Here is a 23,882-nt window from a genome sequence, read left to right as displayed (position 1 = left end):
CCGTGCCGAAGGGATGTGTACGTAGGTGAACGGTCCTCTCATCGTCCAGTCCGACAAGACCCTGCTCCTCGAGGTCGATCACGAGCAGGCCGACGAGTGCCGTCGGGTCATCGCTCCGTTCGCCGAGCTGGAGCGGGCGCCGGAGCACATCCACACCTACCGGGTGACACCGCTGGGGCTGTGGAACGCGCGGGCCGCCGGGCACGACGCCGAGCAGGTGGTGGACGCGCTGGTGAAGTACAGCCGGTATCCGGTGCCGCACGCCCTGCTCGTCGACATCGCCGAGACGATGGACCGGTACGGGCGGCTGACGCTGAGCAAGCACCCCGCGCACGGACTCGTCCTCACCACCACCGACCGCCCGGTGCTGGAGGAGATCCTGCGCTCGAAGCGGATCGCACCGCTGGTCGGGGCGCGGCTCGACCCGGACACCGTGGCCGTGCACCCCTCCGAGCGCGGGCAGATCAAGCAGACGCTGCTGAAGCTGGGCTGGCCCGCCGAGGACCTCGCGGGATACGTCGACGGTGAGGCGCACCCGATCGAGCTGGACGAGGACGGGTGGGCGCTCAGGCCCTACCAGAAGCAGGCCGTGGAGAACTTCTGGCACGGCGGAAGCGGGGTCGTCGTGCTGCCCTGTGGTGCCGGCAAGACCCTCGTCGGCGCCGGGGCCATGGCGCAGGCCAAGTCGACCACCCTCATCCTCGTCACCAACACCGTCTCGGCCCGCCAGTGGAAGCACGAGCTCATCAAGCGGACGAGTCTCACCGAGGAGGAGATCGGCGAGTACAGCGGGACCAGGAAGGAGATCCGGCCCGTCACCATCGCCACCTACCAGGTGCTGACGACCAGGCGGAAGGGCGTCTACCCGCACCTGGAGCTCTTCGACTCCCGGGACTGGGGGCTGATCCTCTACGACGAGGTGCACCTGCTGCCCGCGCCCGTCTTCAAGTTCACCGCCGATCTCCAGGCGCGACGGCGGCTGGGACTGACCGCGACCCTCGTGCGTGAGGACGGGCGGGAGTCGGACGTCTTCTCGCTCATCGGACCCAAGCGGTTCGACGCGCCGTGGAAGGAGATCGAGGCGCAGGGGTACATCGCGCCCGCCGACTGTGTCGAGGTCCGGGTGAACCTGACGGACTCCGAGCGGCTCGCCTACGCCACCGCGGAGCAGGAGGAGAAGTACCGCTTCTGTGCCACGACCGCGACGAAGCGGAAGGTCACCGAGGCGATCGTGCGGCGCTTCGCCGGACAGCAGATCCTCGTGATCGGTCAGTACATCGACCAGCTCGACGAACTCGGCGAGCATCTGGGCGCTCCTGTCATCAAGGGCGAGACGTCCAACGCCCAGCGCGAGAAGCTGTTCGGCGCCTTCCGGGAGGGTGAGATCAGCGTGCTGGTGGTGTCCAAGGTCGCGAACTTCTCCATCGACCTGCCGGAGGCGACCGTCGCCATCCAGGTCTCGGGGACCTTCGGGTCACGGCAGGAGGAGGCGCAGCGGCTGGGGCGGGTGCTGCGGCCCAAGGCCGACGGGCACCAGGCGCACTTCTACTCGGTGGTGGCGAGGGACACGATCGACCAGGACTTCGCCGCGCACCGCCAGCGGTTCCTGGCGGAGCAGGGGTACGCCTACCGGATCGTGGACGCGGACGAGCTGCTGGCGGACGGGGCCTGATCAGCGGCGGCGGCGGACGCCCGCCTCCTCGCCGTACTCACCGAGTATGACGACGTCGAAGGCGGCGCCGGCGAAGACGCGGATCGCTCGGAGGGCGGTGCCCAGGCGGTGGGTGCCGTGGACGCCGGAGAGGGGGGTCGCCCCGGACGGGCGACCGGGGGCTGGGGTGAAGGTCGCTGCGCTCATGCATCCATAGTGGCTGACCAGGCATAAAGAGGGCATCGGTCCCAGGTCCCGCTTCCGTGTGCTACCTGAGTACAACCCGTGGGTGGAGCCTCCCCCAGCGAACGGAGGGTCGATCCCCTAGGGGACGGAAAAACGGTTGGCGGGCGGCCGGGTGTCTCCTCTAAGATCTCCGCTCTTGCCCGCCTCCCTCCCGGAGTGCCGCCGACCGGACGGAAACCGGCCGGTACAGCGCTGCCGTCCACCCGGCAGCCGCCCACCCCGCAGCACCTTCGGAGGCACCCCCTTGTCCAGGCCGTCCACGCCCGCGCCCGTAGCCGACGACCCCCTCGCCCGCGAACGCTCCCACCTCGCCGGTTCCCGTGCCGCCCTGCGTGCCATGCGGGAGGACGCCGAGTCGCTGAACATCAAGGACGTCACCGCGAACTGGGTCAACGCCGAGGTGCTGGCCCGCCAGATCGGCGAGCGGATCAAGGCCCTGGCCGACCTGAGCGACACCCCGCTGTTCTTCGGCCGCCTCGACTACCTGCACTCCCCCGGCGTCGACCGGGCCGAGGGCGCGGACGGCGAACGCTTCTACATCGGTCGCCGGCACGTCCACGACCACGACGGCGACCCGATGGTGATCGACTGGCGCGCGCCGGTCTCGCAGCCGTTCTACCGGGCGTCCAAGAAAGACCCGCAGGACATCGCGCTGCGCCGCCGCTTCGGCTACACGCGCGGCGAGATCACGGCGTACGAGGACGAGCACCTGTCCGACCCCGAGGAGGCCGCGGCCACCAGCAAGCTGCTCCAGCAGGAGATCGAGCGCCCGCGCGTCGGCCCGATGCGCGACATCGTGGCGACCATCCAGCCCGAGCAGGACGAGATCGTACGGTCCGGGCTCGGTGGCACGGTCTGTGTGCAGGGCGGTCCCGGCACCGGGAAGACCGCTGTCGGCCTGCACCGGGTCGCGTATCTCCTCTACGCCCACCGCGAGCGGCTCGCCCGCACCGGCACCCTCGTCATCGGACCGAACCGGTCCTTCCTGCACTACATCGAGCAAGTGCTGCCCGCGCTGGGCGAGTTGGCGGTGAAGCAGGCGACCGTGGACGACCTGGTGGCACACGTCGAGGTACGCGGCACCGACGACGCGGCCGCGGCCGTCCTCAAGGGCGACGCGAGGATGGCGGAGGTGCTCAAGCGGGCCGTGTACTCGCATGTGACCATGCCCACCGAACCGGTGATGGTCGTGCGCGGGTCGCGCAGGTGGCGGGTCCCGGCGTACGAGATCGAGGGCATCGTCCGGGAGTTGCTCGACCGGGACATCCGGTACGGCGCCGCCCGCGAGGCCCTCCCGCAGCGCATCGCGCACACCGTGCTGGTGCAGATGGAGCGGTCCGGGGAGGCTCCGGACGACCGGGTGCAGGACGCGGTGGCCCGCAACACGGCGGTGAAGGCGGCCGTCAAGCAGATCTGGCCGCCCGTCGACCCGGCGAAACTCGTCCTGCGTCTGCTGACGGACGCGGACTTCCTCGCCGAGCACGCGGACGGGATCCTGGACGAGGACGAGCAGGCGACGATCCGCTGGGCGAAGCCGGTGAGGAGCGTGAAGGCGGCCAAGTGGTCCGCCGCGGACGCGGTGTTGATCGACGAGACGACGGACATCGTGGAGCGCACGCACTCCCTGGGTCATGTGGTCCTCGACGAGGCGCAGGACCTCTCCCCCATGCAGTACCGCGCGGTCGGCCGCCGCTGCTCGACCGGTTCAGCGACCGTCCTCGGCGACCTCGCGCAGGGCACCACGCCGTGGGCGACCCGGAGTTGGGGCGAGGCGCTGTCCCATCTCGGCAAGTCCGACGGCGTGATCGAGGAGCTGACGGCGGGTTTCCGCGTGCCGACGGACGTCATCACGTACGCCTCCCGCCTCCTGCCGCACATCGCACCGGGCCTGACACCGGTCGCGTCGGTCCGTGAGAACCCCGGGCTGTTCGACCTCCGCGAGATCGGCGGCGTGGGTGAAGTGGTCGCCGCGTGCGAGGAGTTGCTGCGCAATGAGGGTTCGACCGGTCTCATCGCCGCGGACGCCCGCGTCCCGGAGCTGGCGGCGGCGCTGACGGCGGCGGGGATCGGCTTCCTGGCCCCCGGTGAGGAGACCACGGCCGAGACCCGGCTGACCCTGGTGCCGGCCTCGCTCGCCAAGGGTCTCGAGTACGACTACGTCGTACTGGACGAGCCGCAGGCCGTGGTGGACGGCGAACCGGACGAACGGACGGGGCTGCGGCGGCTGTACGTGGCACTGACCCGGGCGGTGTCGGGGCTGGTCGTGACGCATGCGGCGGCGTTGCCCGCGCAGCTCGCCGGGTAGGGTGCTGATCCGTTCCGTCAAGTCCCCCCGGAGAGGCCCCCGTTGAGCACGCCGCCGCCCTCGCACCCCGCCTACCAGCCGACTTCGGGGGCGAACCCGTACCAGCAGGCACCGGGGCCGGGACCGTACCAGCAGGCTCCCGGGCCGTACCCGTACCCGTACCAGCAGGCGCAGGTCCCGGGGCCGCCGTATCAGCAGATGGCCGCCCCCGGACCGTATCCGCCGGTGGCCGCCTGCCAGATGTGCGGGGCGACGCCCGCGGCGCCGATGACGGTCCGGGGCCATCAGGGAATGCTGGTGGTGATGCGGTTCCTGAAACGCGAGGGGCTGTTCTGCCGTACGTGTTCGCTGGCCAGCTTCCGGGACATGCAGGCGGACACCATGGTGCTGGGCTGGTGGGGGCCGCTGTCGCTGGTCATCACCCCCTTCGTCCTGCTGTCCAACCTCAGCGCACTGTCCGGCATCCGGCGCATCCCCGAGCCGGTCACGGCGGGGTTCCGGCCGCCGCTCGACCCTGGCAAGCCGGTGTTCAAGCGACCGGCCGGCATCCTGGCGCTGATCCCGATGGGCCTGGTGGGCCTGATGGTGTTCGCGTTCACGGTGCTCTTGATCGTCGGTGCGGTGTTCGGACCGAGCGGGGACAGCGGTGGGAACAGTGCGAGCGGTGAGAGCACCGAGAGCAGTGGTCTTTCCCACTACCCGAACGACGAATACCCGACCCTGACGGTCGGCTCGTGTGCCCGCAACGAGGCGAACTGGCCCTACGAGGACCTCAAGCCCGAGCCCTGTGACTCGTCGGCCGCGCAGTACCGCGTCCACCTCTGGATGAGATCGTGCGCGGCCGGGGATCACTCCGTCGGCCCGATGTACAGCAAGGACCACGACAAGCCTCTGTGCCTGCGCCCCCTGAACGGCTGAACAGGCCGCGGCCGCGCGACGACGACCGGCCGCCGCCCCGTGGAGGCCCGGCACCCGCGCAGCCGCTCAGCAGCCGTATCGACGCAGGGCACCCGACGTCACGGCTGCGGCCGCCACCCACCGCTTCCGCGCGACGCAACCGGCCGCCGCCCCCGAACCGCCTGCTCCACGAGGACCGCGTCCGGCGTCCACCAGGGAGGGCCCGATACCCGCGCAGCCGCTCAGCAGCCGTGTCGATGCAGCGCACCCGACGTCACGGCTGCGGCTGCGGCTGCGGCCGCGCCGCACGGCCGCAGCAGCCACGGACCCGGCGCAGCACATCCAGCGGATCGCTCAGCCGCCGTCCAGGGCCGTCCTCCACCGTGCGACCGCCGCCGCCGAGACCGGCTGTCCCCAGCCCTGCGGCCGGGCCGCACCGCCGATGTGGAAGCCGTCGACCCCGGCGGCCAGGAGCTGCGGCACGTGCTCCAGCCGCAGCCCCCCGCCCACCAACAGCCGCTGCTCGTACCCGGGTTCCCCGCGCCGCGCCGCCTCGGCGAGCAGCGTGGGCAGCCCTTCCTCCACTCCGGTGGCGGACCCGGCCGTCAGATATGTGTCCAGTCCCGGCAGGCCGTCGATCTGCTTGCGCAGTGCGTCCCGGTCCGCCGCGTGGTCGATGGCGCGGTGGAAGGTCCAGCGGCACCCGTCCAGCACCTCGACGACCCGTTCCACGGCCGCCAGATCCACCTCACCGGAGGCGTCCAGGAAGCCGAGCACGAACTCCTCCGCCCCTGCGCCCCGCAGCTCCCGTGCCGCCCGGACCACCCGAGACACGTCCCCCGCCCCGAACCCGTCCGACAACCGCAGCATCACCCGCACCGGGATGTCCACGGCGGCCCGGATCGCGGTGACCGTGGCAACCGTCGGCGTCAGGCCGTCCGCCGCCATGTCGGTGACCAGTTCCAGCCGGTCCGCGCCTCCGGCCTGGGCGGCGGCCGCGTCCTCGACGCCGAGGGCGATCACCTCCAGGACTGCACGCTTGCTCATGGGACCCCATTCGTCGACGGTCTCGGGCGGCTACAGGCCTATAGAGGCCCATACAGGTCTAGTCCAATTCAAGAGTACGCCGAGAGGCAACGCGCGGGACAATGAGGCCATGGCCGACCTCGACGACCTCCGCGTCCGTTTCGCCCGCGCCCTGGACAACGCCCGGCCCGGGTCCGACGGCCCCGACCCGGCGCCGTACGCCGACAACCTGCTCGCCCGCTGGCAGGAACCGCAGCGGCGGTACCACACACTCACCCACCTCACGGCGGTCCTGGACCACGTCGACGTGCTGGAGGCGTACGCCGGCGATCCGGACGTGGTGCGCCTCGCCGCGTGGTTCCACGACGCCGTCTACCTCCCGGACCGCTCCGAGAACGAGGAGCGCTCGGCCCGCCTCGCCGAACGCGCCCTGTCCGAAGCCGGGGTCCCGGACGACAGGACGGCCGAGGTGGCCCGCCTGGTCCGCCTCACCACCACCCACACCCCCGCCGCCGACGACCGCGACGGCCAGGTCCTGTGCGACGCCGACCTCGCGATCCTCGCCGCCCCGCCCGCCGCCTACGCCGCCTACACGGCCTCCGTGCGCGAGGAGTACGGCTTCGTCCCGACCGACGCCTTCCGCGAGGGACGGTCCGCGATCCTGCGCCAACTGCTCGAACTGCCACGGCTGTTCAGGACGCCGCACGGGGAGCGGGAGTGGGAGGCGACGGCCCGCTACAACCTCGCCTCGGAGCTGGAAATGCTGTCGCTCTGAGGCGCCCGGCGCTTTAGCCTGCCCGCATGACAGACAAGGGCGGGGACTTGGGCGCGGAACGGGTGACGGAGGCCGTCGCGGACGCGGTGACGGTGCTGCGGACGGCGGTGAACCGGGACTGGACAAAGGGGCCGGCCGGCCGGATGGACTGGAACTGCCTCCAGACGGCCGAGCACATCGCGAACGATCTCTTCGCGTACGCGGGCCAGTTGGTGAGCCGCGTCCAGGACAGGTGGGTCCCCTTCGAGACCTACCTGGAGGACGGCACCGACGCCGAGGGCGCCCTCCAGGTGATCGAGACGGCCGCCACACTGTTCGCCGCGACGCTCCGCACCACACCGCGCGAGGTCCGCGCCTTCCACCCGTACCCCTTCCGCAGCGCGAACCGCGAGGGCTTCGCCGCGATGGGCGTCGCCGAGGTGGTCCTGCACACGCACGACATCACGGAGGGCCTGGGCCTGACGTACGAACCCCCCGCCCACCTCCCCGAGTACGTGCTGACCCGGATCTTCCCCGAGGTCCAGCCCGGTCCCGACGCCTGGCGCACCCTCCTGTGGGCCACCGGCCGCGGCGACCTGCCCGGCCGCGCCCCGCGCACCGAGTGGAAGTGGAGCAACACCCTCGTCCTGCCCACCGAACGCCTCACCCTCCAGGGCGTGAACCCGGCGTCCGCCGCCGACCTGGCCGCGGGTGGCGACGGTGACTTCGAGTGGGTCGAGGACGGCCCCTTCGAGGGCACCCGCGAGGCCGCCGGCATGACCGTCAAGGCCTACGAAGCCGGCGTCCACCGCCCGGAGTTCGGCCTGTTCGTCCTCGTACGGCGAAAGGACGGCCGCGCGATCGGCGGCATGGGCTTCCACGGAGTCCCCGACGAGGACGGCCGCGCGGAGGTCGGCTACGACCTCGCCGAGAGCGCCCGGGGCAACGGCTACGCCACCGAGGCCCTGCACGCCCTGAGCGACTGGGCCCTGGCCCGCGACGACGTCCGCAGTCTCTGCGCCACCATCGAGCCCGACAACGCGGCCTCCCAGCGCGTGATCGCCCGCGCCGGTTTCAGCCGGGCGTCCGTGGAGGAGGAGCAGGCGTACGAGGATTCGGAACCGGGCCTACGGCTGTACGTCCGCCTCGCCCGGACCGGCTGACCACCGGCGCCCCTTCGGCCGCCGCAGCCCCGCCCCCGTCAGCAGCCGTACCACCTCACGGCTGCTGACCTCCACCGCGCCCGCGGCCACCACGTCGGCGTAGCGGTGGGAGGGGATGTCGTAGTGGTCGCGTTCGAAGGCACGCCTCGGGACGCCCAGCCCGTCGGCGAACACGTGCAGTTCGTCGAACGACTCGTCGCTGATGAGGTGGGACCACATGCGGCCGTGGCCCGGCCAGGTCGGCGGGTCTATGTACACGGTCACGAGGAGGGTGTCCCGCCCGTCGCGGTCCCCAGCGAGCCGACCGCCGCGACCTTCACGCCCGCCTTGTGGCACACCCAGTGCGGGTCGGGACCGAGCTCCGGTTCCACCTCCAGGGCGTGCGGGTCGCCGGAGCCGCACACCGGGCACAGGGGCCAGCGGCCGTACCGCTCCAGAAGCGCGTCCTGGACGTCCTGCGCGACCAGTCCCGCCACGTACCCGGCGCCCTCGGGCCACTGCTCCACCCACCACCGCCGCTGTACGACGGAGTCCTCGACCATCGACACCACGTCCGCCGCGGCGACCTCGCCCGCGGCCAGGTCGGCGAGCACGAGGGCGCGTGCCGCGTGCAACGCCCGTTCCAGAGGGCTGACCGGAGTGTCGGACGGGTCGGGGGCGCCGGGGGTGTCGGAGTGGTCCATGCACCCATTGTGCGCAGTCTTGACCCCGGCACCGACCGAAAATATCTTTCATACGTGCCCCAGGAAGTGAAAGAAATTTTCGGCAGCGCCCTCGCCGCGAAGGTGCGCACGCTGGGTCCGACCATGACCCGGTCCATGCAGCGGGTCGCGGAGGCCGTGGCGAAGGACCCCGCGGGGTGTGCCGCGCTCACCGTCACCGGCCTCGCGGAACTGACGGGGACGAGCGAGGCGACCGTCGTACGGACGGCCCGGCTGCTGGGCTATCCCGGGTACCGCGACCTGCGGCTCGCCCTCGCCGGACTCGCCGCGCAGCAGCAGTCCGGGCGGGCGCCCGCGATCACCACCGACATCGCGGTGGACGACCCGATCGCCGACGTGGTGGCGAAACTCGCGTACGACGAGCAGCAGACCCTCGCCGACACGGCGGCCGGGCTGGACACCGCGCAGCTGGGCGCGGCGGTCGCCGCGACGGCCGTGGCCCGGCGTATCGACGTGTACGGGGTCGGGGCCTCCGGTCTCGTCGCGCAGGACCTCACGCAGAAGCTGCTGCGGATAGGGCGGATAGCGCAGGCGCACAGCGATCCGCACCTGGCCGTCACGAACGCCGTGCAACTGCGCACGGGGGACGTGGCGATCGCGATCACGCACTCGGGGTCCACGGGGGACGTCATCGAGCCCCTGCGGGTCGCCTTCGAACACGGTGCCACGACGGTGGCGATCACCGGCCGTCCCGGCGGTGCCGTGGCCCAGTACGCCGATCATGTGCTGACCACGTCCACGGCCCGGGAGAGCGAACTGCGGCCTGCGGCGATGTCGTCCCGGACCAGTCAACTGCTGGTGGTGGACTGCCTGTTCGTGGGCGTGGCGCAGCGGACGTACGAGACGGCGGCGCCTGCGCTGGCCGCGTCGTACGAGGCGCTGGCGCACAGGCACCGCAGGTAGACACGAGTTTCCCGGCAGCCGTCAGTCACGAAGTCAGTCACGACGTCAGTCACGAAGAAAGAGCCGCTCCACCATGACCTCCACCTCCGACCCCCGTGATCTGCAAGCCCAGTTGGAGACCCTGACCACCGAGGCCTTCCGGCCCGAGCTCGCCGATGTCGACCGGTTGCCGACCCTCGACATCGCCAGGCTGATGAACGGCGAGGACGCCACCGTCCCCGCGGCCGTGGCGCGGCGGCTGCCCGAGATCGCCGCCGCCGTCGACGCGATCGCCGAACGCATGGCCCGCGGCGGACGGCTGATCTACGCCGGGGCCGGTACCGCCGGGCGGCTCGGGGTACTGGACGCCTCCGAGTGCCCGCCCACCTTCAACACCGACCCCGCGCAGGTCGTGGGGGTGATCGCGGGCGGCCCCGAGGCCCTGGTCACCTCGGTCGAAGGGGCCGAGGACTCCGCGGAGCTGGCACGGGCCGACCTGGACGGGCTCGCGGTGACCGCCGTGGACAGCGTGGTCGGGGTGTCCGCGTCCGGTCGTACTCCCTACGCCGTGGGAGCGGTCGAACACGCCCGCGCACTGGGGGCGTTGACCGTCGGCATGTCCTGCAACGCCGGCAGCGCGCTGGCCGCGGCCGCCGAGCACGGCATCGAGGTGGTCGTGGGCCCCGAGCTGCTCACCGGCTCGACCCGGCTCAAGGCCGGTACCGCCCAGAAGCTCGTCCTCAACATGCTGTCGACGATCACGATGATCCGCCTGGGCAAGACCTACGGGAACCTGATGGTCGACGTACGCGCCTCCAACGAGAAGCTGCGCGCCCGGTCCCGCCGGATCGTCGCCCTCGCCACCGGCGCCGACGACGAGGAGATCGAGCGCGCCCTGGCCGCCACCGGCGGCGAGGTGAAGAACGCGATCCTGACCATCCTGGCCGATGTCGACGGCCCGATGGCCGCCCGCCTCCTGGAGGAGACGAACGGCCATCTGCGGGCCGCGCTCGCGGCCACGACCCGGTGACGAGGACGCTAGCCGACGCTCACCGAGTACGAGCTGGTGCTCAGCTTGCCCTTGCCGGTGAAGACCTCGGTGCCCGCCTCGACGCTGGTCAGATACGAGGTGTTCGCCAACAGCCGCTTCGACACCAGGGTGTTGGCCAGCGCGGTCAGGTCGGTCGTCGCGCTGTTGGTGTTGGCGACGCGGACGAACGAGTAGACGTTCCAGCTGCTGACGACCTTGCCGCTGCTGTCCTTGTTGACGATCTTGCCGACGTAGAGGTCCCAGGTGGAACCGGCGGCGGTGACCCTCTCACGCTTCGTGCCGAGCGGGCCCGCGCCGTTCTGGCGGTTGAGCCAGACCATCATTTCGTCGTGGGGCTGGTCCTGCCAGTCCGGGTTGGCCTTGGTGTGGAACCACACGTCGTAGGCGACGTTCATCACCGTGGGCGTGTTCTGGGTGATGTTGAACGCCCAGGAACTGTTCACCTTGCGGCCGCTGTTCAGACGGATCGGCAGCTTGGTGTTGCTCTGCTTCCAGCCCCAGTGCCAGCCCAGCACGATGCTGCCGTAGGCCTTCACACTGGTCTTGTCGCCCGTCCAGTCGAAGGACGTCTCCCAGTTGGCCTTGCCGCTGCGGTAGGAGTTGAGCCAGGTGCACTGCTTGCCGGAGGCGTTCTTGCCGCCCCAGACGTTGTTGTTGAGGTAGTACGGCGGAATGCTGACGGTGCTGAACGCCGTGCAGCTGTCCTTGGCCACGGCAGGCGCGGGCGCGGTGACGGGGGCGGGGGCCGGGGTGGCCGTCGCGGTCTGGGCGGCCAGCAGCAGAGGCGCCGCCGCGAGAGCGGTCACCAGGAGGTTCCGGCGATGGTTCATGGTGGTGGTTCCCTACCTGTAGGTGACGTCCGTGGACTTGTAGACGCAGTTCCTGCCGTCCGGTCCCGACCCGGTCTTCGCGGGCTCGCCGGAGGTCGTGCCACGGAACTTCTGGCAGATCACGATCTTGCGGGCGGAGTCGCCGGTGACAGTGATCCGTGACAGCCGCGCGGTGTCCCCGTACGGCGTGGCGTTGATGCCGACGACGTCGACGCCGGGGGCCTTGACGGTGACGTTGTCCACGACGACGTGGCGGGTGTACTGCGTCCGGCAGACGCCGCAGGAGCGGTAGAGCTTGCCGAAGTCGGACACCTCGAAGTTGCGGATGACGAACGTGCCCGGTCCGTTGTGCTGGAACACCTTGTCCGCGGCCTTGCGGGCGCCGCCTCCGTCGACCGTCATCGTCTGGTTGGCGCGGGTGCCCTTGAAGGTGGCCGCGTCCTCGCCGACGTCCTCCCACCACACGTTCTTGAGCGTGCAGGTGCCGCGGCAGTGGATGCCGTCGGCGGCCGGGGACCCGATGATCACGTTGGAGACGGTGACGCCGTCGGCCAGCTCCAGGATCGGGTCCTGGCCCTCGCCCTGACCGCCGCCGCCGAGGGCGCCGGTGCCGACGAAGCGGGTGAAGTCGAAGTTCTTGCTGGCGGTGACCGACTTGGTCGCGGAGACCTTCTCGACGCGCTTGGCGGTGGGCCAGACGGCGGCCGGTCGCGCTTGCGCGGAGTGCGACGACACCGTGGTCGTCGACGACACGGTGGTCGAGGCCGGGGCCGCGGACGCGCCCGTGGTCAGGGGTGTGGTGCTCAGTACGGCGGCCGCCAGGGCGATACCCGCGGCGCGCAGCGGACGGATCCGGATCATGCCGCCGTCACCGCCTCGGGACGTGCCCGGTGACGTTCCGACTCCTGCGAGGAGCCGGCGGGCACGCAGCCCGGTCCGAGCAGTCCCCAGCGGCCCGCCTCGGAGCGCTGCTCGGGTGTGAAGTCGAGCGGGTGGCAGCCGACGCCGACGTCCGCAGGGACGCTGAGCCCCGCGTGGTCGAGCGCGGGCAGGACGCGGGGGTCGCCCGCGAGGGTCAGGTCCTGGCAGCAGTACCCGGCCGGGAGCCTGGCCAATACGGGCGCGGCCGTCTGCGGCCGGGGCTGTGCCTGTGCCGCGGTGGGCAGCAGGGGCACCGGCGCCGCGGCCGCGAGTGCGGTCGGCGGCGCGAACGTGCGTATGCGGATGGTCATGGACGCATCTTCACCAAATGCCACGAACTTTCGCATTTCGGGCGAGCCGAACGGTGATCACGGCCCTCACCGGGGGGCTGACCAGACCAGGGTGTAGCGCCAGAAGAGGCGACGCCGCAGCCGGGCACCGGGCAGCACCCGGCCGACCTCCCGGACCACCTGCGTGTACGGCACTTCGGGCTGCCGGGTCACGGCGGTCATCGCGACGGGAAGCGGCGCCTTCCGGCCCCGGTGCTTGATCCACCCGGTGACCGCGTTGAGCGGAACGGAGACCAGACCGAGCAACCGCTGCACACGGGTGTCCTCCTGGGCCACGCCCACGACCACCAGGGTTCCCCCGGGCGCCAGTTGACTCCGGAAGCGGGCGAGGGCCCCGGCCAGGGGGAGGTGATGGAGCACGGCGACGCAGGTGATGACGTCATAGGGCCCCTCGCCGTACGACATCACGTCCGCGACGGAGAAGACGACGGGAAGGCCGGGGTCGGTCAACTCCCGTGCCTCACCGATGATCCGCCCGTCACTGTCGATGCCGTGCACGTGTGCCGCGCGGGCCGTCAGCAGCCGGGCCAGGTCCCCGGAGCCGCATCCCACGTCCAGAGCCCGGTCGAAGCGCGCGGGCAACTGCCGTAGCAGCCACGGATGGAAGTGGGCGTTGTGCGACCAGGGGTGGGCGTCGTTGAAGGCCTGAAGAGCGGCGAGAACGCGGGGCGTGAGGAGGCGCACGGGGCTCATGGGCTCATTTCAACAGGGCACGCACCCCTCCCTGTTGACCTTGCGCACCCTCGCCCGCAGCACCTCGGCCTGCGGCGCGACCCCGAGGGACTGCGCCGGACAGTCCCACTCCCGGCCGCCACCGAGCGGCCAGGGCGGTGACTGCCTGGAAGCAGCCCTCCGCCACCCCACCGCCGTCCCCGTCCGTGACTAGTACCCTCGAGGCCCGAAGCTCATGCTCGGACCGCAGGCATGGTCGGCGTTCGTCGATGCGGTGAAGGCCCTCTAGAAGTCCCCGAAGCTCAAGTCCCGAGCTCCGAGATCTGTTTTCAAGGATTGGTTGGAGGGCCTCAACCCACCCACCCACCCTGCGAGTTGACCCAACGCGTCCGGCTTGCCACGCAGCGTCACGATCGTCTAGCGTGCGCACACAACGAACAGCCCCCGCCCGGTGCTACCAACACCCTGCGGGGGCTTGACCTACGAGATCTCAAGGGGATCCCGATGGCTGCCGCCAAGCTTAGTCCTGCCCTCCCGCCCGCGCACGCGACCCCGCATCCCATGGCGAACCCTGGGTACGGCAAACGCAGTGCTCCCGGCCAACGCCCCCGCACCGCGCACGACTTCGCTCACCTGCCACCCCGCGAAGCCGCCATCGCCGCGTACCTCGACCGCCTCGCCGAGGGCGCCGACATCTCCGTAAAGACGCTGGCCAAGCAGCTGCCGTATGGGCAGTGCGCTCTCGGCACCGCCCTCAACCGCCTTCAGCAGGCGGGCCACTTGCGGCGGGGGCGCGAGCGCGTGGACTCCGAGTCCGGCAGTTCTCGCTGGATCACTCGGTCGTGGTTCTCGCGTACCGCACAAGGTGACGACTGGTGGGCCGACTTCACGAGGGGTGACGTTCCCGAGGAACCCTCGGTCCGCCCCCGCCCCACCCGCTCGCGCGCCCACATCCTCCTGGCAGCCCTGGGCCGCACGGCCCCCGCACTCTCCCTCTCCGAGGCCGAGTGCGACGCCCTCGCCCCGATGCTGACGGACTGGTTCGCGCGCGGTGCCTCCGACGAGGCCGTGATCCGCGCCCTGAGCGACGGCCTGCCCTCGCCCGTCCACCACGCGGCGTCCTTCGTCCGCGCCCGCCTGACCAGCAAACTCCCACCAGAACCGGAACCGGAGCCCGCACCCCGCCCACCCCGCCCACCCCGCCGGCTCCTGGAGTGCGCCGAGTGTCGAGTACCGGGCCGCCCGGAGGCCCTGCCAGGGGGCGTGTGCAAGGGCTGCCAAGGCGAACGCACTCCCTCGCGCCCCACCACACTCCCGTCCGCCTCCGTGATCCACACCCTGTCGGACGGGATCCGGGCTGCGATGTCCCTGGAACGAGAACGAGAAGACAGGACACCCGTATGACCGCTCCTACGGTCCGACGTCACCACCCCGGGGCACGATGGAAGGGAGGAGGCGAAGCCATGACACCCAGCACCGCCGAACGCCCGCAGATGCCCATCGAGGACTTCGAGGAACTCGCGGCAGCCGCCCCGGCGCACGTGCACCTCGAAATCGTGGACGGACGGCTCCGCACTCGGGATCCGCTCAGCGTCGAGGACTTCGAAGAGCTGGAGCGCCGGGCACCGGAGACCGTCCGGCTTGAGTACGTCCACGGAAAACTAGAGGTCAAGGCAATGCCGGACGGCAACCACCGCTCCATTTACATGTGGCTGCTGCGCCAGTTCCTCGCCCAACGCCCCGACCTCGATCTCACTCCGGAGTCCGGCGTCAAGGCCGAGGCCTATCGCAAGGGACGCGCCCGCACTGACGCGGCGCTCGTGCCCGTGGACCACTTCAGGGGGCACGGTGAATGGTCCCAGGCCAACGGCATCCTCTTGGCCCTGGAGATCACCTCCCACGACCGCGACACCAACCAGCGCGACCGCATCGACAAACCCGTGGGCTACGCCGAGGCCGACATCCCCGTCTACCTGCTCATCGACCGCGACAACCACACCGTCGTGGTCCACAACGAGCCCAAGGAAGGCCGGTACCAGCAGTCGCCCTCGTACCCTTGGGGTGCCACCATCCAGCTCCCTTCGCCCGTCGACATCACCCTCGACACCGAAGAACTCAAGGACTACGCGGACTGACACCATGAACCACGCCCAGCTCACCGCCCTAGGCCGCGCCCTCCGTCTCCTCGGCGAACATGGAGAGGCCCTCGCCGGCGACACCTCCGACGCCAAGCTGTACGAGGTGAAGGCCGACCTCAAGCGGGCCGTGGAGCTGCTGGAGGACAGTGTCACCGCCGCCGCCCCCACCACCCGCTGCGCCGAGCATCCCAACGGCCCGGTCGACGAGAACGCCCACGACCTGTGCCTGCTGTGCGAGACGCGCCGCAGGGCGGCCCGGCGGACGGAGATCAACGGCCCCGGAGCCCAGTCCCGGTCCACCGCCCCGGCGCCCTCCCGTTACGGCGTCCGTGAGGACCGCCCGCAGCCGCAGCAGCGCTGGCTGCCGGAGCAGTGGACGGGCCAGGAGTGGCAGCTGTGCGGAACGCCGAGGCGGGACCGGCACGAGGCCGAGCTGTTCATCACCGCCCAGCGCCGCGGCCCGCACGCGGCGATGGCGTACCGCCTCGTCCACGAGTTCACCGACTACGAGGTCCTGCGCGTGTGGGGCACCCCGGTGAGGATGGACATCGAACCGCTGGGGAACCTCTAGTCAGGGCGTCGCCTGCCGATACCGCCGTTACCGCCACTGCGAGCTGGTTGCGATGGCCCGCAGTTGAGCGAGGGTCAGGATCGGTGTGGTTCGGGTCGAGGGAGGCTTCTGACTCGGTGCCTCCCACTGCATGAGGGTGACGTAGAGCCCGTCGGGACGCAGGACGTTCACCGTCTCGTGCCCGGGGTCCGTGCCGGGTGGTGCCTGCCGGGACTGGACCAGGCTGCCGTCGGGCAGAGGTGTCGCGCCGGCGAAGACATGGTCGCGGATCGCAGTGGTGGAGGTCAGCCGGGAGACGTGCACCTCGAGCAGCGAGGTGCCGTGGCCGTCGTCCACCCACAGCTGCCCGGACTTCCTGCCGCCGGGCGGGCTCGAATGCGTCAGGCCGTCCGGCAGCAGCGCGGTCAGGGTGGTGAGGGCGCGGTCGCCGGGCAGTGCGCCGGTGAAGGTCGGCTTCGGGGTGGCGGATGCCGTGGCGGAGCCGCTCGGGGCTGAGGCCGCCGGGCTGGAGAGCGGGTGGTCGGCGGTTCGCCCGTCGGACAGCAGTCCCGGAACGGTTGTCACGCCGAACCCGACCAGCGCGAGTGCGACTGCCCCGCTCACGCCGAAGGCCGTGGCGCGGCGGCGGCGCCTGCGTCGGCCGTTGCGGATTCCGGCCTGCACAAGTGACGGGGTGCTGGGTGGCTCGAAGGTCAGGACGCTGGTGCGGAGGGCTTCGGTGAAGTCTTCTTCGATGGGCATGGCGGGTCACCGCGTTTCGGGGTCGGTGAAGAGGGAGGGGCAGGTGCGGTGGCACCGGGGTCAGGGGCTGACGAGCTCGGACAGCTCGTGGCCCAGAAGGTCCCGGATCCGTGCGAGCGCGCGCATGCTCTGGTTGCGTACCGCGCCCGGTCGGACCTGGAGGATCGCTGCGGTCTGCTCGACGCTGCGGTCCTCCCAGTAGCGCAGGAGCAGCACGGCCCGGTCCCGGGCGGAGAGCCGGCCGAGCGCGTCGAGCAACGTGAGCCGCAGCGTGGTGTCGTGCTCGGTGGCGGCACCGGAGTCCGGCAGGGTGTCGGTGGGCTGCTCCGAGCTGCTGCGTCGGCGCCGGTAGGACAGGTAGGTCCGTACGAGCACCGTGTGGGTGTAGGCCGCTGGGTCGTCCACCTGCTCGATCCTGCGCCAGTTGGCATACATCCGGCCCAGCGTGTCCTGCACCAGGTCCTCCGCGAGGTGCATGTCACCGCTGGTGAGCACACACGCGGAGCGGAACAGAGGTGCGGATCGCGCAGCGGCGAACGCCATGAATTCCTCTTCGTACCGGCGCTTCATCCGAGATCCTGTTCGTCGTCCACACTCTGAAGACGCTGTGGACGCCGGGTTACGTCCCACCCGCGAAAGCAGAAGTCCGGCCGCCTCAGGCGAACTTGCCTTCGGCGATGACGGCTCCCGCCCCTCTGGCGGCTACTGGACACACTGAGTCGCAGTCACGACACCGGGGCCTACTTCAGCAGCGGCAGCGCCAGGAAGTCGTGCCCCTCCCACAGTCGCCGTGACGCCTCCTCCGGATACGGCCGTACCTGCGGCTCCGCGTCCAGGACCTGGGTCAGGCGGTCCTCGGCGTCGTACGCGGGCCATCCCGGGTCCCCGGTCCGCGCGAACGCCGCCCACGCCGACTGGAAGAGCACGGTCAGCTCCTTGGCCTCTTCCGGGACCCCGCTCCCCGCGAACAGCAGCTGGCCGAGATCGGCGTCGTACGTGCCGAACAGCAGCGGGATGTCCAGGCCGTGGCAGGCGCCGAGCGCACCGCGGAACCCCGGTGCGGGCCAGGTCAGTTCGTAGAGGTGGGCGCGGCCGCCGCCGGCGACGTGCGCCTCGGCCAGCCGCAGGGACGGCATGCTGAACAGCCAGTCCGTCTGCACGCGTTCGTAGAGTTCGGTCGATGTGGCGTCCGGGAAGGCCTCGCGGTAGGAGCGTTCGCCGTCAGGGCCCGGCGCGAACATCCGCAGCGCCGAGGCGGCCTGCTCCTCGGTGATCTTGCCGAACCGGTCGGCGAGGAAGAGGAAGAGCCGGTACTCGTCCCGGTTGTGTCCGACGAGCAGTTCCACGTCCCGGGCCGTGCCCGCCGCCAGCGCCTCCCAGGGCGTGCAGGGCAGCACCTCGCCGTCGACGACGGGAGAGAAGGGGGTGACGGTGGGCGCCACCTGGCCCCACCGGTCGTCGTACTCGCGCATCCGCAGGCTCAACCGCTCGCCCACCGCAGGGAGTTGACGCGGGTCCACGGCGGACAGCGCGGCGGCCGTCGGCGCCAGGCCGGCCTCCTTGCCGATCTCCACCGCGATGTCCCGGGCGAGTTCGGCGGAGAAGTACGTGCCGGGCACGCTCTGCGCGATGGCCCGCCCGAACAGTCCGCGCGCGCCCGGCATCGCCAGCAGGGAGGCGACGGACCCCGCGCCCGCCGACTCCCCGAACACCGTGACCTGCCCGGGGTCGCCGCCGAACGCCGTGATGTTGTCCCGCACCCACTCCAGCGCGGCCACCTGGTCCAGCAGTCCCCGGTTCGCGGGCGCGCCCTCCAGCAGGGTGAACCCCTCGATGCCCACGCGGTAGTTGAGGGTGACGACGACCAGGTCACCGGCGCGGGCGAGGTGCTGGGCGTCGTAGCCGGGGCTGCCCGTGTGACCCAGCTTGTAGGCGCCGCCGTAGATCCACACCATGACCGGTCGGCGGGCCGAGGGATCCGTCTCGGGAGTCCAGACGTTGACCGTCAGCCAGTCGTCGCCGATGGGCGCGTCCAGCACACCGGCGCGTCCCTGGATCCCCGACTCGTGCGGGGGCGGCGGCCCGAACTCGTACGCCTCCCGGGTCCCCTCCCAGCTCCGCACGGGCCGGGGTGCCTGGAACCGCGCCTCGCCCACCGGCGGTTCGGCGAACGGGATGCCACGGAAGACCACGAGCCCGTCCTCGGCGCGTCCGCGCACGGCACCGGCCGCGGTCCGTACGTCGAGGTTCCCGGCTGACGTCATCGTCGAACTCCTCCTGGTCGGCTCAGACAGAGAACTCGGACCGAGGCGGACCGTGCTTCTTCACCACGGCCCGGGTCTGCTCCTCGTCCAGCTCGTACACGGTCTCGTGCGCCCGCGGGTCCCGCGCGTGCAGGGTGTGGAACATCGGGCTCGTCGGCCCGCCCAGCTCCACCAGCGAGGCCGATGCCCCGCGCACCGCCCGCTCGGTGCCGTACGGCGTCGTCAGGTCGGTGCGGTTGACGACCCCCGGCGTGACCCACACCGGCACCGACTCCAGTATCCCGAAGAGCTGGAGATGGAAGTGCCCGGTCAGCACGACCCGTACGTCACTCCCCCGGATCGCCGCCGCCAGCTCCCCGGGGTTGAGCAGCCCGAAGACCGGCTGGGTCACGGACAGGCCGAGACTGAGGGGCGGGTGGTGGAAGGCGAGCACCGTGCCGCGCTCGGCCGGTGTCCTCAACACCCCGCGCAGCCAGTCGAGTTGGTCCTCGCTGATGCGCCCGTACACCTTCCCCGGCACAAGCGAGTCCAGCGTGACGAAGCGGTAACCGCCGACCGTGCTCACCGCGGCCCGCTCCGAGGCATCGGTCTCCAGAACCGTCTGCGGCTCCGTGTGCCCGCTGCCCAGCACCTTGCCGAAGGCCTCGCGCTCGTCGTGGTTGCCGGTCGTGTAGAAGACGGGCGCGTGCAGCGGCCGGGCGAAGTCACCGACGAGCTCCCGCACCCTCGCATACGCCTCCGCCGCCCCGTCGTCGGCGATGTCCCCGGTGACGACGACCGCGTCGACGTCCCGCACATGCCGCAACTCGGCGAGCATCAGCCGCAGCGAGTCGGTGGCGTCGACGCCGTTGCTGTTCGGCCCGTCGACGCGCTCCACGTGGGTGTCCGAGAGATGAAGAATCCGCATGTTCCGCCACGCTAGCCGGAGTTGATCGCCACGACCAGGGCACTTTCACGTCCGGGGGGAGGCGGGGGCAGCCCCACCGCCTCCGCCCGGACGGACATCCGGCAGGCCGGTCAGCTCAGCGACTTCAGCGCCGACGCGTCGTACGGCTGAAGCTCGTCGACCCGCCCCGCGAGGACCTTCGCCGCCCACTGCGGGTCCTGGAGCAGGGCGCGTCCGACGGCCACCATGTCGAACTCCTCGCGCTCCAGGGCGTCGAGAAGGTCGTCGATGCCCTTGAGCGGGGCGCCCTCGCCGGCGAAGCCACGGAGGAAGTCCCCGTCGAGGCCGACCGAGCCGACGGTGATGGTGGTCCGGCCCGTCAGCTTCTTCGTCCAGCCCGCGAGGTTGAGGTCGGAACCCTCGAACTCCGGCACCCAGTAACGACGCGTGGAGGCGTGGAACGCGTCCACACCGGCCGCGGCGAGCGGCGCGAGGATCGCCTCCAGCTCCTCCGGCGTCTCGGCGAGCCGCGCGCGGTAGGCCTCCTGCTTCCACTGCGAGTACCGGAAGATGATCGGGAACTGGGCCGACACCGTCTCCCGTACGGCCGCCACGATCTCCGCCGCGAACTTCGTACGGGCGACCGGGTCACCGCCGTACGCGTCGCCGCGGCGGTTGGTGCCCGCCCACAGGAACTGGTCGAGGAGGTAGCCGTGGGCGCCGTGCAGCTCCACGCCGTCGAACCCGATGCGCTCGGCGGCGGCCGCGGCCTCGGCGAACGCGCCGATGACGTCGTCCAGGTCGCGCTGGGTCATCGCCTTGCCGGTGGGCTCCTCGGCGCCGAGCCGCAGGCCGGAGGGGCCGACGGCGGGGGCGTCGGCGTAGGGCTGCTCGCCCTGGTTGCGGACCATGCCGATGTGCCACAGCTGCGGGACGATGGTGCCGCCCGCCGCGTGCACCTGCTCGGCGACCTTGGCCCAGCCGGCCAGCTGCTCGTCGCCGTGGAACCGGGGGACGCTGTCACTGTTTCCGGCCGACTCGTGGCCGACGTAGGTGCCCTCGGTGACGACCAGGCCGACTCCGGCGGCCGCGCGGCGGGAGTAGTACGACGCCACGTCGTCGCCGGGGACTCCGCCCGGGGAGAACATCCGGGTCATGGGCGCCATGGCGATGCGGTTCGGGACGGTCAGGCCGTTGATCGAGACCGGCCGGGAGAGGATCTCGGCGGCACGGGAGGCGGCGGGGGAGGCGGCCGGGGATGTGGCGGGGGCGGTCACGCGAGGCACTCCTGGGGGACTGGGACGGTCGACGAGTGGGATACCCATCGGTATGTGCAAAGTACATACGCGACAACCGCCTCGTACAGCGCACGCATCCCGCCCAGCCGCACAATGCCCTGTGATCCTGGCCACCGACATGGCAGAAGCCCGCCCCACAGATCGTGGGACGGGCTTCTTGTCGAGCGCCGGGCAGGCCTTGCACCTGCATCTCCCCGCAGGAAGCGGGGCGTCTTTCCTTGGACCACCAACGCGTAGTCGGGCGACGGGAGTTCACGTCGACCGGCTCTGGATCAAGCATACCGCAGGAAAAGACCGGGGGCGGCCACCCCCTGTTCCCAGGAAGGGCCGCCCCCGTCAAGGACGTTGATCAACCGTCAGGCCTTGCGGCCGGGGTGGATCAGAAGTCCATGTCACCGCCGGGCATACCGCCACCGGCAGGCGCGGCGGACTTCTCCGGCTTGTCGGCGATGACGGCCTCGGTGGTGAGGAAGAGCGCGGCGATGGAGGCCGCGTTCTGCAGGGCGGAGCGCGTGACCTTCGCCGGGTCGATGATGCCCTCGGCGATCATGTCGACGTACTCACCGGTCGCGGCGTTCAGGCCGTGCCCGATCGGGAGGTTGCGGACCTTCTCGACGATGACGCCACCCTCGAGACCACCGTTGACGGCGATCTGCTTGAGCGGGGCCTCCAGGGCGAGCCGCACGGCGTTGGCGCCGGTCGCCTCGTCACCGGACAGGTCCAGCTTCTCGAAGACGCTGGAAGCCTGGATGAGCGCCACGCCGCCACCGGCGACGATGCCCTCCTCGACGGCCGCCTTGGCGTTGCGCACGGCGTCCTCGATGCGGTGCTTGCGCTCCTTGAGCTCGACCTCGGTCGCGGCACCGGCCTTGATGACGGCGACGCCACCGGCGAGCTTCGCCAGGCGCTCCTGGAGCTTCTCGCGGTCGTAGTCCGAGTCGCTGTTCTCGATCTCGGCGCGGATCTGGTTGACCCGGCCCTGAACCTGCTCGGAGGAGCCGGCACCGTCGACGATGGTGGTCTCGTCCTTGGTGATGACGACCTTGCGGGCGCGGCCAAGGAGGTCGATGGAGGTGTTCTCGAGCTTGAGACCGACCTCCTCGGAGATGACCTCGCCACCGGTGAGGATGGCGATGTCGTTCAGCATCGCCTTGCGGCGGTCGCCGAAGCCCGGGGCCTTGACGGCGACGGACTTGAAGGTGCCGCGGATCTTGTTGACGACCAGGGTCGACAGGGCCTCGCCCTCGACGTCCTCGGCGATGATCAGCAGCGGCTTGCCCGACTGCATGACCTTCTCCAGGAGCGGGAGCAGGTCCTTGACGGAGCCGATCTTGGAGTTGGCGATCAGGATGTAGGGGTCGTCGAGCGACGCCTCCATCCGCTCCGTGTCGGTGGCGAAGTACGCCGAGATGTAGCCCTTGTCGAAGCGCATACCCTCGGTGAGCTCAAGCTCGAGACCGAAGGTCTGGGACTCCTCGACGGTGATGACGCCTTCCTTGCCGACCTTGTCCATCGCCTCGGCGATGAGCTCGCCGATCTGGGTGTCGGCGGCGGAGATGGAGGCCGTGGAAGCGATCTGCTCCTTGGTCTCGACATCCTTGGCCTGCTCGAGCAGAGCGGCGGAGACGGCCTCGACGGCCTTCTCGATACCGCGCTTGAGGGCCATCGGGTTGGCGCCGGCGGCTACGTTGCGCAGGCCTTCCTTGACGAGGGCCTGGGCGAGCACGGTCGCGGTGGTCGTACCGTCACCGGCGACGTCGTCCGTCTTCTTGGCGACTTCCTTGACCAGCTCGGCGCCGATCTTCTCGTACGGGTCCTCGAGCTCGATCTCCTTGGCGATGGAGACACCATCGTTGGTGATCGTGGGGGCGCCCCACTTCTTCTCGAGGACGACGTTGCGGCCCTTGGGGCCGAGCGTCACCTTGACGGCGTCCGCGAGCTGGTTCATGCCGCGCTCGAGGCCGCGCCGCGCCTCCTCGTCGAACGCGATGATCTTGGCCATGTGAAGTGGTCCCTCCAGGACTGGGGGTGATTCCTTCGGACCGCGCCCGCGCCCGCGACGGACGGCTCGCCTGCCTCGTGGGTCCTTCCCCACCCGGCCTGCGGGCCTCACCGACCCGGTCCTTCGTTGTCACTCTCACCTTCAGAGTGCTAACGCCAATGATTAGCACTCGGCATGGTCGAGTGCAAGCGGCTGTCGAAGACCGGACACGGGTTGCCTGCGGCGGGCGGGCGGGGTCGGCCGTCGTTCACCTGCGGCCCGGTGGGGGTTGGCCGCGCAGTTCCCCGCGCCCCTGAGTGGGGACGATGGACGCACCTTTGGACGCACAGGGAGTGAGGGCGCCCGCGCAGTTCCCCGCGCCCCTGGGAGGGTGCAGTCACCCGCGCCACGACGGACCGCAAGCCGCCGACGGCGTGTAGGGGACGGGGTGGGGGGTGTCCGCCCGCAGCGGCCGGCGTCCGGAACCGAGCACTGTCGAAACGACCGAGCCGCCGGACCGAGGACGGACACCC

Annotated in this window: 25 protein-coding genes; 11 read left to right on the top strand and 14 right to left on the bottom strand. The window is 71.0% G+C overall.

Going from position 1 to position 23,882, the window contains the following annotated elements; all coding sequences use genetic code 11:
- The first annotated feature begins 25 nt into the window (after positions 1 to 25).
- Complete coding sequence (locus ACFYRX_RS30300) at positions 26 to 1,672, top strand: DNA repair helicase XPB (RefSeq protein ID WP_389106366.1); 1,647 nt, start codon at positions 26 to 28, stop codon at positions 1,670 to 1,672.
- Here the strand turns inward: ACFYRX_RS30300 and ACFYRX_RS30295 are convergent, their stop codons facing one another.
- A complete protein-coding gene (locus ACFYRX_RS30295; protein ID WP_389106363.1) occupies positions 1,673 to 1,858 on the bottom strand; it encodes a hypothetical protein in 186 nt (61 codons plus the stop codon). It abuts the gene before it with no gap.
- Positions 1,859 to 2,141: 283 nt separating this feature from the next.
- Here ACFYRX_RS30295 and ACFYRX_RS30290 point away from each other — a divergent pair, with 283 nt between their 5' ends.
- Both ACFYRX_RS30290 and ACFYRX_RS30285 read left to right on the top strand, forming a co-directional pair.
- Positions 2,142 to 4,202 (top strand): HelD family protein, encoded by a 2,061-nt coding sequence (locus ACFYRX_RS30290; RefSeq protein ID WP_389106360.1) that lies wholly within the window; start codon positions 2,142 to 2,144, stop codon positions 4,200 to 4,202.
- 42 nt (positions 4,203 to 4,244) lie between these two features.
- Positions 4,245 to 5,120, top strand: a complete 876-nt coding sequence (locus ACFYRX_RS30285; RefSeq protein WP_389106357.1) for a hypothetical protein — start codon at positions 4,245 to 4,247, stop codon at positions 5,118 to 5,120.
- Positions 5,121 to 5,453: 333 nt separating this feature from the next.
- On the opposite strand, the gene ACFYRX_RS30280 is transcribed toward ACFYRX_RS30285, so the two are convergent.
- Positions 5,454 to 6,146 (bottom strand): copper homeostasis protein CutC, encoded by a 693-nt coding sequence (locus ACFYRX_RS30280; protein WP_389106354.1) that lies wholly within the window; start codon positions 6,144 to 6,146, stop codon positions 5,454 to 5,456.
- A gap of 109 nt (positions 6,147 to 6,255) precedes the next feature.
- Between ACFYRX_RS30280 and ACFYRX_RS30275 the strand changes: the two genes are divergently transcribed.
- Both ACFYRX_RS30275 and ACFYRX_RS30270 read left to right on the top strand, forming a co-directional pair.
- Positions 6,256 to 6,900 (top strand): hypothetical protein, encoded by a 645-nt coding sequence (locus ACFYRX_RS30275; protein WP_389106351.1) that lies wholly within the window; start codon positions 6,256 to 6,258, stop codon positions 6,898 to 6,900.
- 26 nt (positions 6,901 to 6,926) lie between these two features.
- A complete protein-coding gene (locus ACFYRX_RS30270) occupies positions 6,927 to 8,042 on the top strand; it encodes a GNAT family N-acetyltransferase (RefSeq protein WP_389106348.1) in 1,116 nt (371 codons plus the stop codon).
- On the opposite strand, the gene ACFYRX_RS30265 is transcribed toward ACFYRX_RS30270, so the two are convergent.
- Both ACFYRX_RS30265 and ACFYRX_RS30260 read right to left on the bottom strand, forming a co-directional pair.
- The gene (locus tag ACFYRX_RS30265; protein WP_389106346.1) at positions 8,007 to 8,306 is read right to left on the bottom strand and encodes a DUF4031 domain-containing protein; all 300 of its coding nucleotides are present in this window, start codon (positions 8,304 to 8,306) and stop codon (positions 8,007 to 8,009) included. The genes ACFYRX_RS30270 and ACFYRX_RS30265 overlap by 36 nt on opposite strands.
- Positions 8,303 to 8,725: a hypothetical protein gene (locus tag ACFYRX_RS30260; RefSeq protein ID WP_389106343.1), complete on the bottom strand. Its 423-nt coding sequence runs from the start codon at positions 8,723 to 8,725 to the stop codon at positions 8,303 to 8,305. Before ACFYRX_RS30260 ends, ACFYRX_RS30265 begins: the two co-directional genes overlap by 4 nt.
- Positions 8,726 to 8,779: 54 nt before the next feature.
- On the opposite strand from ACFYRX_RS30260, the gene ACFYRX_RS30255 reads away from it, so the two are divergent.
- Positions 8,780 to 9,667: a MurR/RpiR family transcriptional regulator gene (locus ACFYRX_RS30255; protein ID WP_389106340.1), complete on the top strand. Its 888-nt coding sequence runs from the start codon at positions 8,780 to 8,782 to the stop codon at positions 9,665 to 9,667.
- Positions 9,668 to 9,740: 73 nt separating this feature from the next.
- On the top strand, positions 9,741 to 10,676 hold the full coding sequence (murQ, locus tag ACFYRX_RS30250) for an N-acetylmuramic acid 6-phosphate etherase (protein WP_389106337.1): 936 nt from the start codon (positions 9,741 to 9,743) through the stop codon (positions 10,674 to 10,676).
- An 8-nt stretch (positions 10,677 to 10,684) separates the two neighbouring features.
- Here murQ and ACFYRX_RS30245 read toward each other — a convergent pair whose 3' ends face one another.
- From ACFYRX_RS30245 to ACFYRX_RS30230, 4 genes are all read right to left on the bottom strand, one after another.
- The gene (locus tag ACFYRX_RS30245) at positions 10,685 to 11,527 is read right to left on the bottom strand and encodes an endo-1,4-beta-glucanase (protein WP_389106335.1); all 843 of its coding nucleotides are present in this window, start codon (positions 11,525 to 11,527) and stop codon (positions 10,685 to 10,687) included.
- A 12-nt stretch (positions 11,528 to 11,539) separates the two neighbouring features.
- On the bottom strand, positions 11,540 to 12,388 hold the full coding sequence (locus tag ACFYRX_RS30240; RefSeq protein ID WP_389106332.1) for a pectate lyase: 849 nt from the start codon (positions 12,386 to 12,388) through the stop codon (positions 11,540 to 11,542).
- On the bottom strand, positions 12,385 to 12,759 hold the full coding sequence (locus ACFYRX_RS30235) for a hypothetical protein (protein WP_389106330.1): 375 nt from the start codon (positions 12,757 to 12,759) through the stop codon (positions 12,385 to 12,387). The genes ACFYRX_RS30240 and ACFYRX_RS30235 overlap by 4 nt, the downstream gene beginning before the upstream one ends.
- Before the next feature lie 66 nt (positions 12,760 to 12,825).
- On the bottom strand, positions 12,826 to 13,491 hold the full coding sequence (locus ACFYRX_RS30230; protein ID WP_389106327.1) for a class I SAM-dependent methyltransferase: 666 nt from the start codon (positions 13,489 to 13,491) through the stop codon (positions 12,826 to 12,828).
- Between ACFYRX_RS30230 and ACFYRX_RS30225 the strand changes: the two genes are divergently transcribed.
- The 4 genes from ACFYRX_RS30225 to ACFYRX_RS30210 all read left to right on the top strand — a co-directional run bounded on the left by ACFYRX_RS30225 (position 13,490) and on the right by ACFYRX_RS30210 (position 16,179).
- Positions 13,490 to 13,684 carry a hypothetical protein gene (locus ACFYRX_RS30225; protein WP_389106324.1) on the top strand — a complete coding sequence of 65 codons (195 nt, stop codon included), beginning with the start codon at positions 13,490 to 13,492 and terminating at the stop codon, positions 13,682 to 13,684. The two genes, ACFYRX_RS30230 and ACFYRX_RS30225, sit on opposite strands and share 2 nt — an antisense overlap.
- Positions 13,685 to 14,031: 347 nt before the next feature.
- Complete coding sequence (locus ACFYRX_RS30220) at positions 14,032 to 14,874, top strand: hypothetical protein (protein ID WP_389106321.1); 843 nt, start codon at positions 14,032 to 14,034, stop codon at positions 14,872 to 14,874.
- Between the two features lie 59 nt (positions 14,875 to 14,933).
- Positions 14,934 to 15,605, top strand: coding sequence for a Uma2 family endonuclease (locus ACFYRX_RS30215; protein ID WP_389106319.1), 672 nt, complete (start codon positions 14,934 to 14,936; stop codon positions 15,603 to 15,605).
- Between the two features lie 4 nt (positions 15,606 to 15,609).
- Positions 15,610 to 16,179 carry a hypothetical protein gene (locus ACFYRX_RS30210; RefSeq protein ID WP_389106316.1) on the top strand — a complete coding sequence of 190 codons (570 nt, stop codon included), beginning with the start codon at positions 15,610 to 15,612 and terminating at the stop codon, positions 16,177 to 16,179.
- Between the two features lie 27 nt (positions 16,180 to 16,206).
- Here ACFYRX_RS30210 and ACFYRX_RS30205 read toward each other — a convergent pair whose 3' ends face one another.
- The 6 genes from ACFYRX_RS30205 to groL form a co-directional block, all read right to left on the bottom strand.
- Positions 16,207 to 16,920, bottom strand: a complete 714-nt coding sequence (locus tag ACFYRX_RS30205) for a hypothetical protein (RefSeq protein WP_389106314.1) — start codon at positions 16,918 to 16,920, stop codon at positions 16,207 to 16,209.
- Positions 16,921 to 16,980: 60 nt separating this feature from the next.
- Entirely contained in the window at positions 16,981 to 17,490 is a 510-nt protein-coding gene (locus ACFYRX_RS30200) for a SigE family RNA polymerase sigma factor (RefSeq protein ID WP_389106311.1), read from the bottom strand.
- Between the two features lie 170 nt (positions 17,491 to 17,660).
- On the bottom strand, positions 17,661 to 19,184 hold the full coding sequence (locus ACFYRX_RS30195; protein WP_389106308.1) for a carboxylesterase/lipase family protein: 1,524 nt from the start codon (positions 19,182 to 19,184) through the stop codon (positions 17,661 to 17,663).
- A 22-nt stretch (positions 19,185 to 19,206) separates the two neighbouring features.
- Positions 19,207 to 20,091, bottom strand: coding sequence for a metallophosphoesterase family protein (locus tag ACFYRX_RS30190; RefSeq protein WP_389106305.1), 885 nt, complete (start codon positions 20,089 to 20,091; stop codon positions 19,207 to 19,209).
- A gap of 110 nt (positions 20,092 to 20,201) precedes the next feature.
- Positions 20,202 to 21,347 carry an NADH:flavin oxidoreductase gene (locus ACFYRX_RS30185; protein WP_389106303.1) on the bottom strand — a complete coding sequence of 382 codons (1,146 nt, stop codon included), beginning with the start codon at positions 21,345 to 21,347 and terminating at the stop codon, positions 20,202 to 20,204.
- 400 nt (positions 21,348 to 21,747) lie between these two features.
- On the bottom strand, positions 21,748 to 23,370 hold the full coding sequence (groL, locus tag ACFYRX_RS30180; protein ID WP_389106300.1) for a chaperonin GroEL: 1,623 nt from the start codon (positions 23,368 to 23,370) through the stop codon (positions 21,748 to 21,750).
- Positions 23,371 to 23,882: the final 512 nt, after the last annotated feature.

Source organism: Streptomyces sp. NPDC005374 (assembly GCF_042872225.1).
Taxonomy (GTDB): domain Bacteria; phylum Actinomycetota; class Actinomycetes; order Streptomycetales; family Streptomycetaceae; genus Streptomyces.
Note: the sequence above shows the minus strand (reverse complement) of the source record. Positions and strands in the feature narration are given on the sequence as shown.

What these genes read in the sequence shown, in the direction of transcription:
- ACFYRX_RS30200 (WP_389106311.1), bottom strand. Translation starts at nt 17,490, where the DNA reads ATGAAGCGCCGGTACGAAGAGGAATTCATGGCGTTCGCCGCTGCGCGA.
- ACFYRX_RS30260 (WP_389106343.1), bottom strand. Translation starts at nt 8,725, where the DNA reads ATGGACCACTCCGACACCCCCGGCGCCCCCGACCCGTCCGACACTCCG.
- murQ (WP_389106337.1), top strand. Translation starts at nt 9,741, where the DNA reads ATGACCTCCACCTCCGACCCCCGTGATCTGCAAGCCCAGTTGGAGACC.
- ACFYRX_RS30245 (WP_389106335.1), bottom strand. Translation starts at nt 11,527, where the DNA reads ATGAACCATCGCCGGAACCTCCTGGTGACCGCTCTCGCGGCGGCGCCT.
- ACFYRX_RS30280 (WP_389106354.1), bottom strand. Translation starts at nt 6,146, where the DNA reads ATGAGCAAGCGTGCAGTCCTGGAGGTGATCGCCCTCGGCGTCGAGGAC.
- ACFYRX_RS30275 (WP_389106351.1), top strand. Translation starts at nt 6,256, where the DNA reads ATGGCCGACCTCGACGACCTCCGCGTCCGTTTCGCCCGCGCCCTGGAC.
- ACFYRX_RS30225 (WP_389106324.1), top strand. Translation starts at nt 13,490, where the DNA reads ATGGGCTCATTTCAACAGGGCACGCACCCCTCCCTGTTGACCTTGCGC.
- groL (WP_389106300.1), bottom strand. Translation starts at nt 23,370, where the DNA reads ATGGCCAAGATCATCGCGTTCGACGAGGAGGCGCGGCGCGGCCTCGAG.
- ACFYRX_RS30195 (WP_389106308.1), bottom strand. Translation starts at nt 19,184, where the DNA reads ATGACGTCAGCCGGGAACCTCGACGTACGGACCGCGGCCGGTGCCGTG.
- ACFYRX_RS30190 (WP_389106305.1), bottom strand. Translation starts at nt 20,091, where the DNA reads ATGCGGATTCTTCATCTCTCGGACACCCACGTGGAGCGCGTCGACGGG.
- ACFYRX_RS30230 (WP_389106327.1), bottom strand. Translation starts at nt 13,491, where the DNA reads ATGAGCCCCGTGCGCCTCCTCACGCCCCGCGTTCTCGCCGCTCTTCAG.
- ACFYRX_RS30220 (WP_389106321.1), top strand. Translation starts at nt 14,032, where the DNA reads ATGGCGAACCCTGGGTACGGCAAACGCAGTGCTCCCGGCCAACGCCCC.
- ACFYRX_RS30205 (WP_389106314.1), bottom strand. Translation starts at nt 16,920, where the DNA reads ATGCCCATCGAAGAAGACTTCACCGAAGCCCTCCGCACCAGCGTCCTG.
- ACFYRX_RS30210 (WP_389106316.1), top strand. Translation starts at nt 15,610, where the DNA reads ATGAACCACGCCCAGCTCACCGCCCTAGGCCGCGCCCTCCGTCTCCTC.
- ACFYRX_RS30240 (WP_389106332.1), bottom strand. Translation starts at nt 12,388, where the DNA reads ATGATCCGGATCCGTCCGCTGCGCGCCGCGGGTATCGCCCTGGCGGCC.
- ACFYRX_RS30270 (WP_389106348.1), top strand. Translation starts at nt 6,927, where the DNA reads ATGACAGACAAGGGCGGGGACTTGGGCGCGGAACGGGTGACGGAGGCC.
- ACFYRX_RS30295 (WP_389106363.1), bottom strand. Translation starts at nt 1,858, where the DNA reads ATGAGCGCAGCGACCTTCACCCCAGCCCCCGGTCGCCCGTCCGGGGCG.
- ACFYRX_RS30235 (WP_389106330.1), bottom strand. Translation starts at nt 12,759, where the DNA reads ATGACCATCCGCATACGCACGTTCGCGCCGCCGACCGCACTCGCGGCC.
- ACFYRX_RS30215 (WP_389106319.1), top strand. Translation starts at nt 14,934, where the DNA reads ATGACACCCAGCACCGCCGAACGCCCGCAGATGCCCATCGAGGACTTC.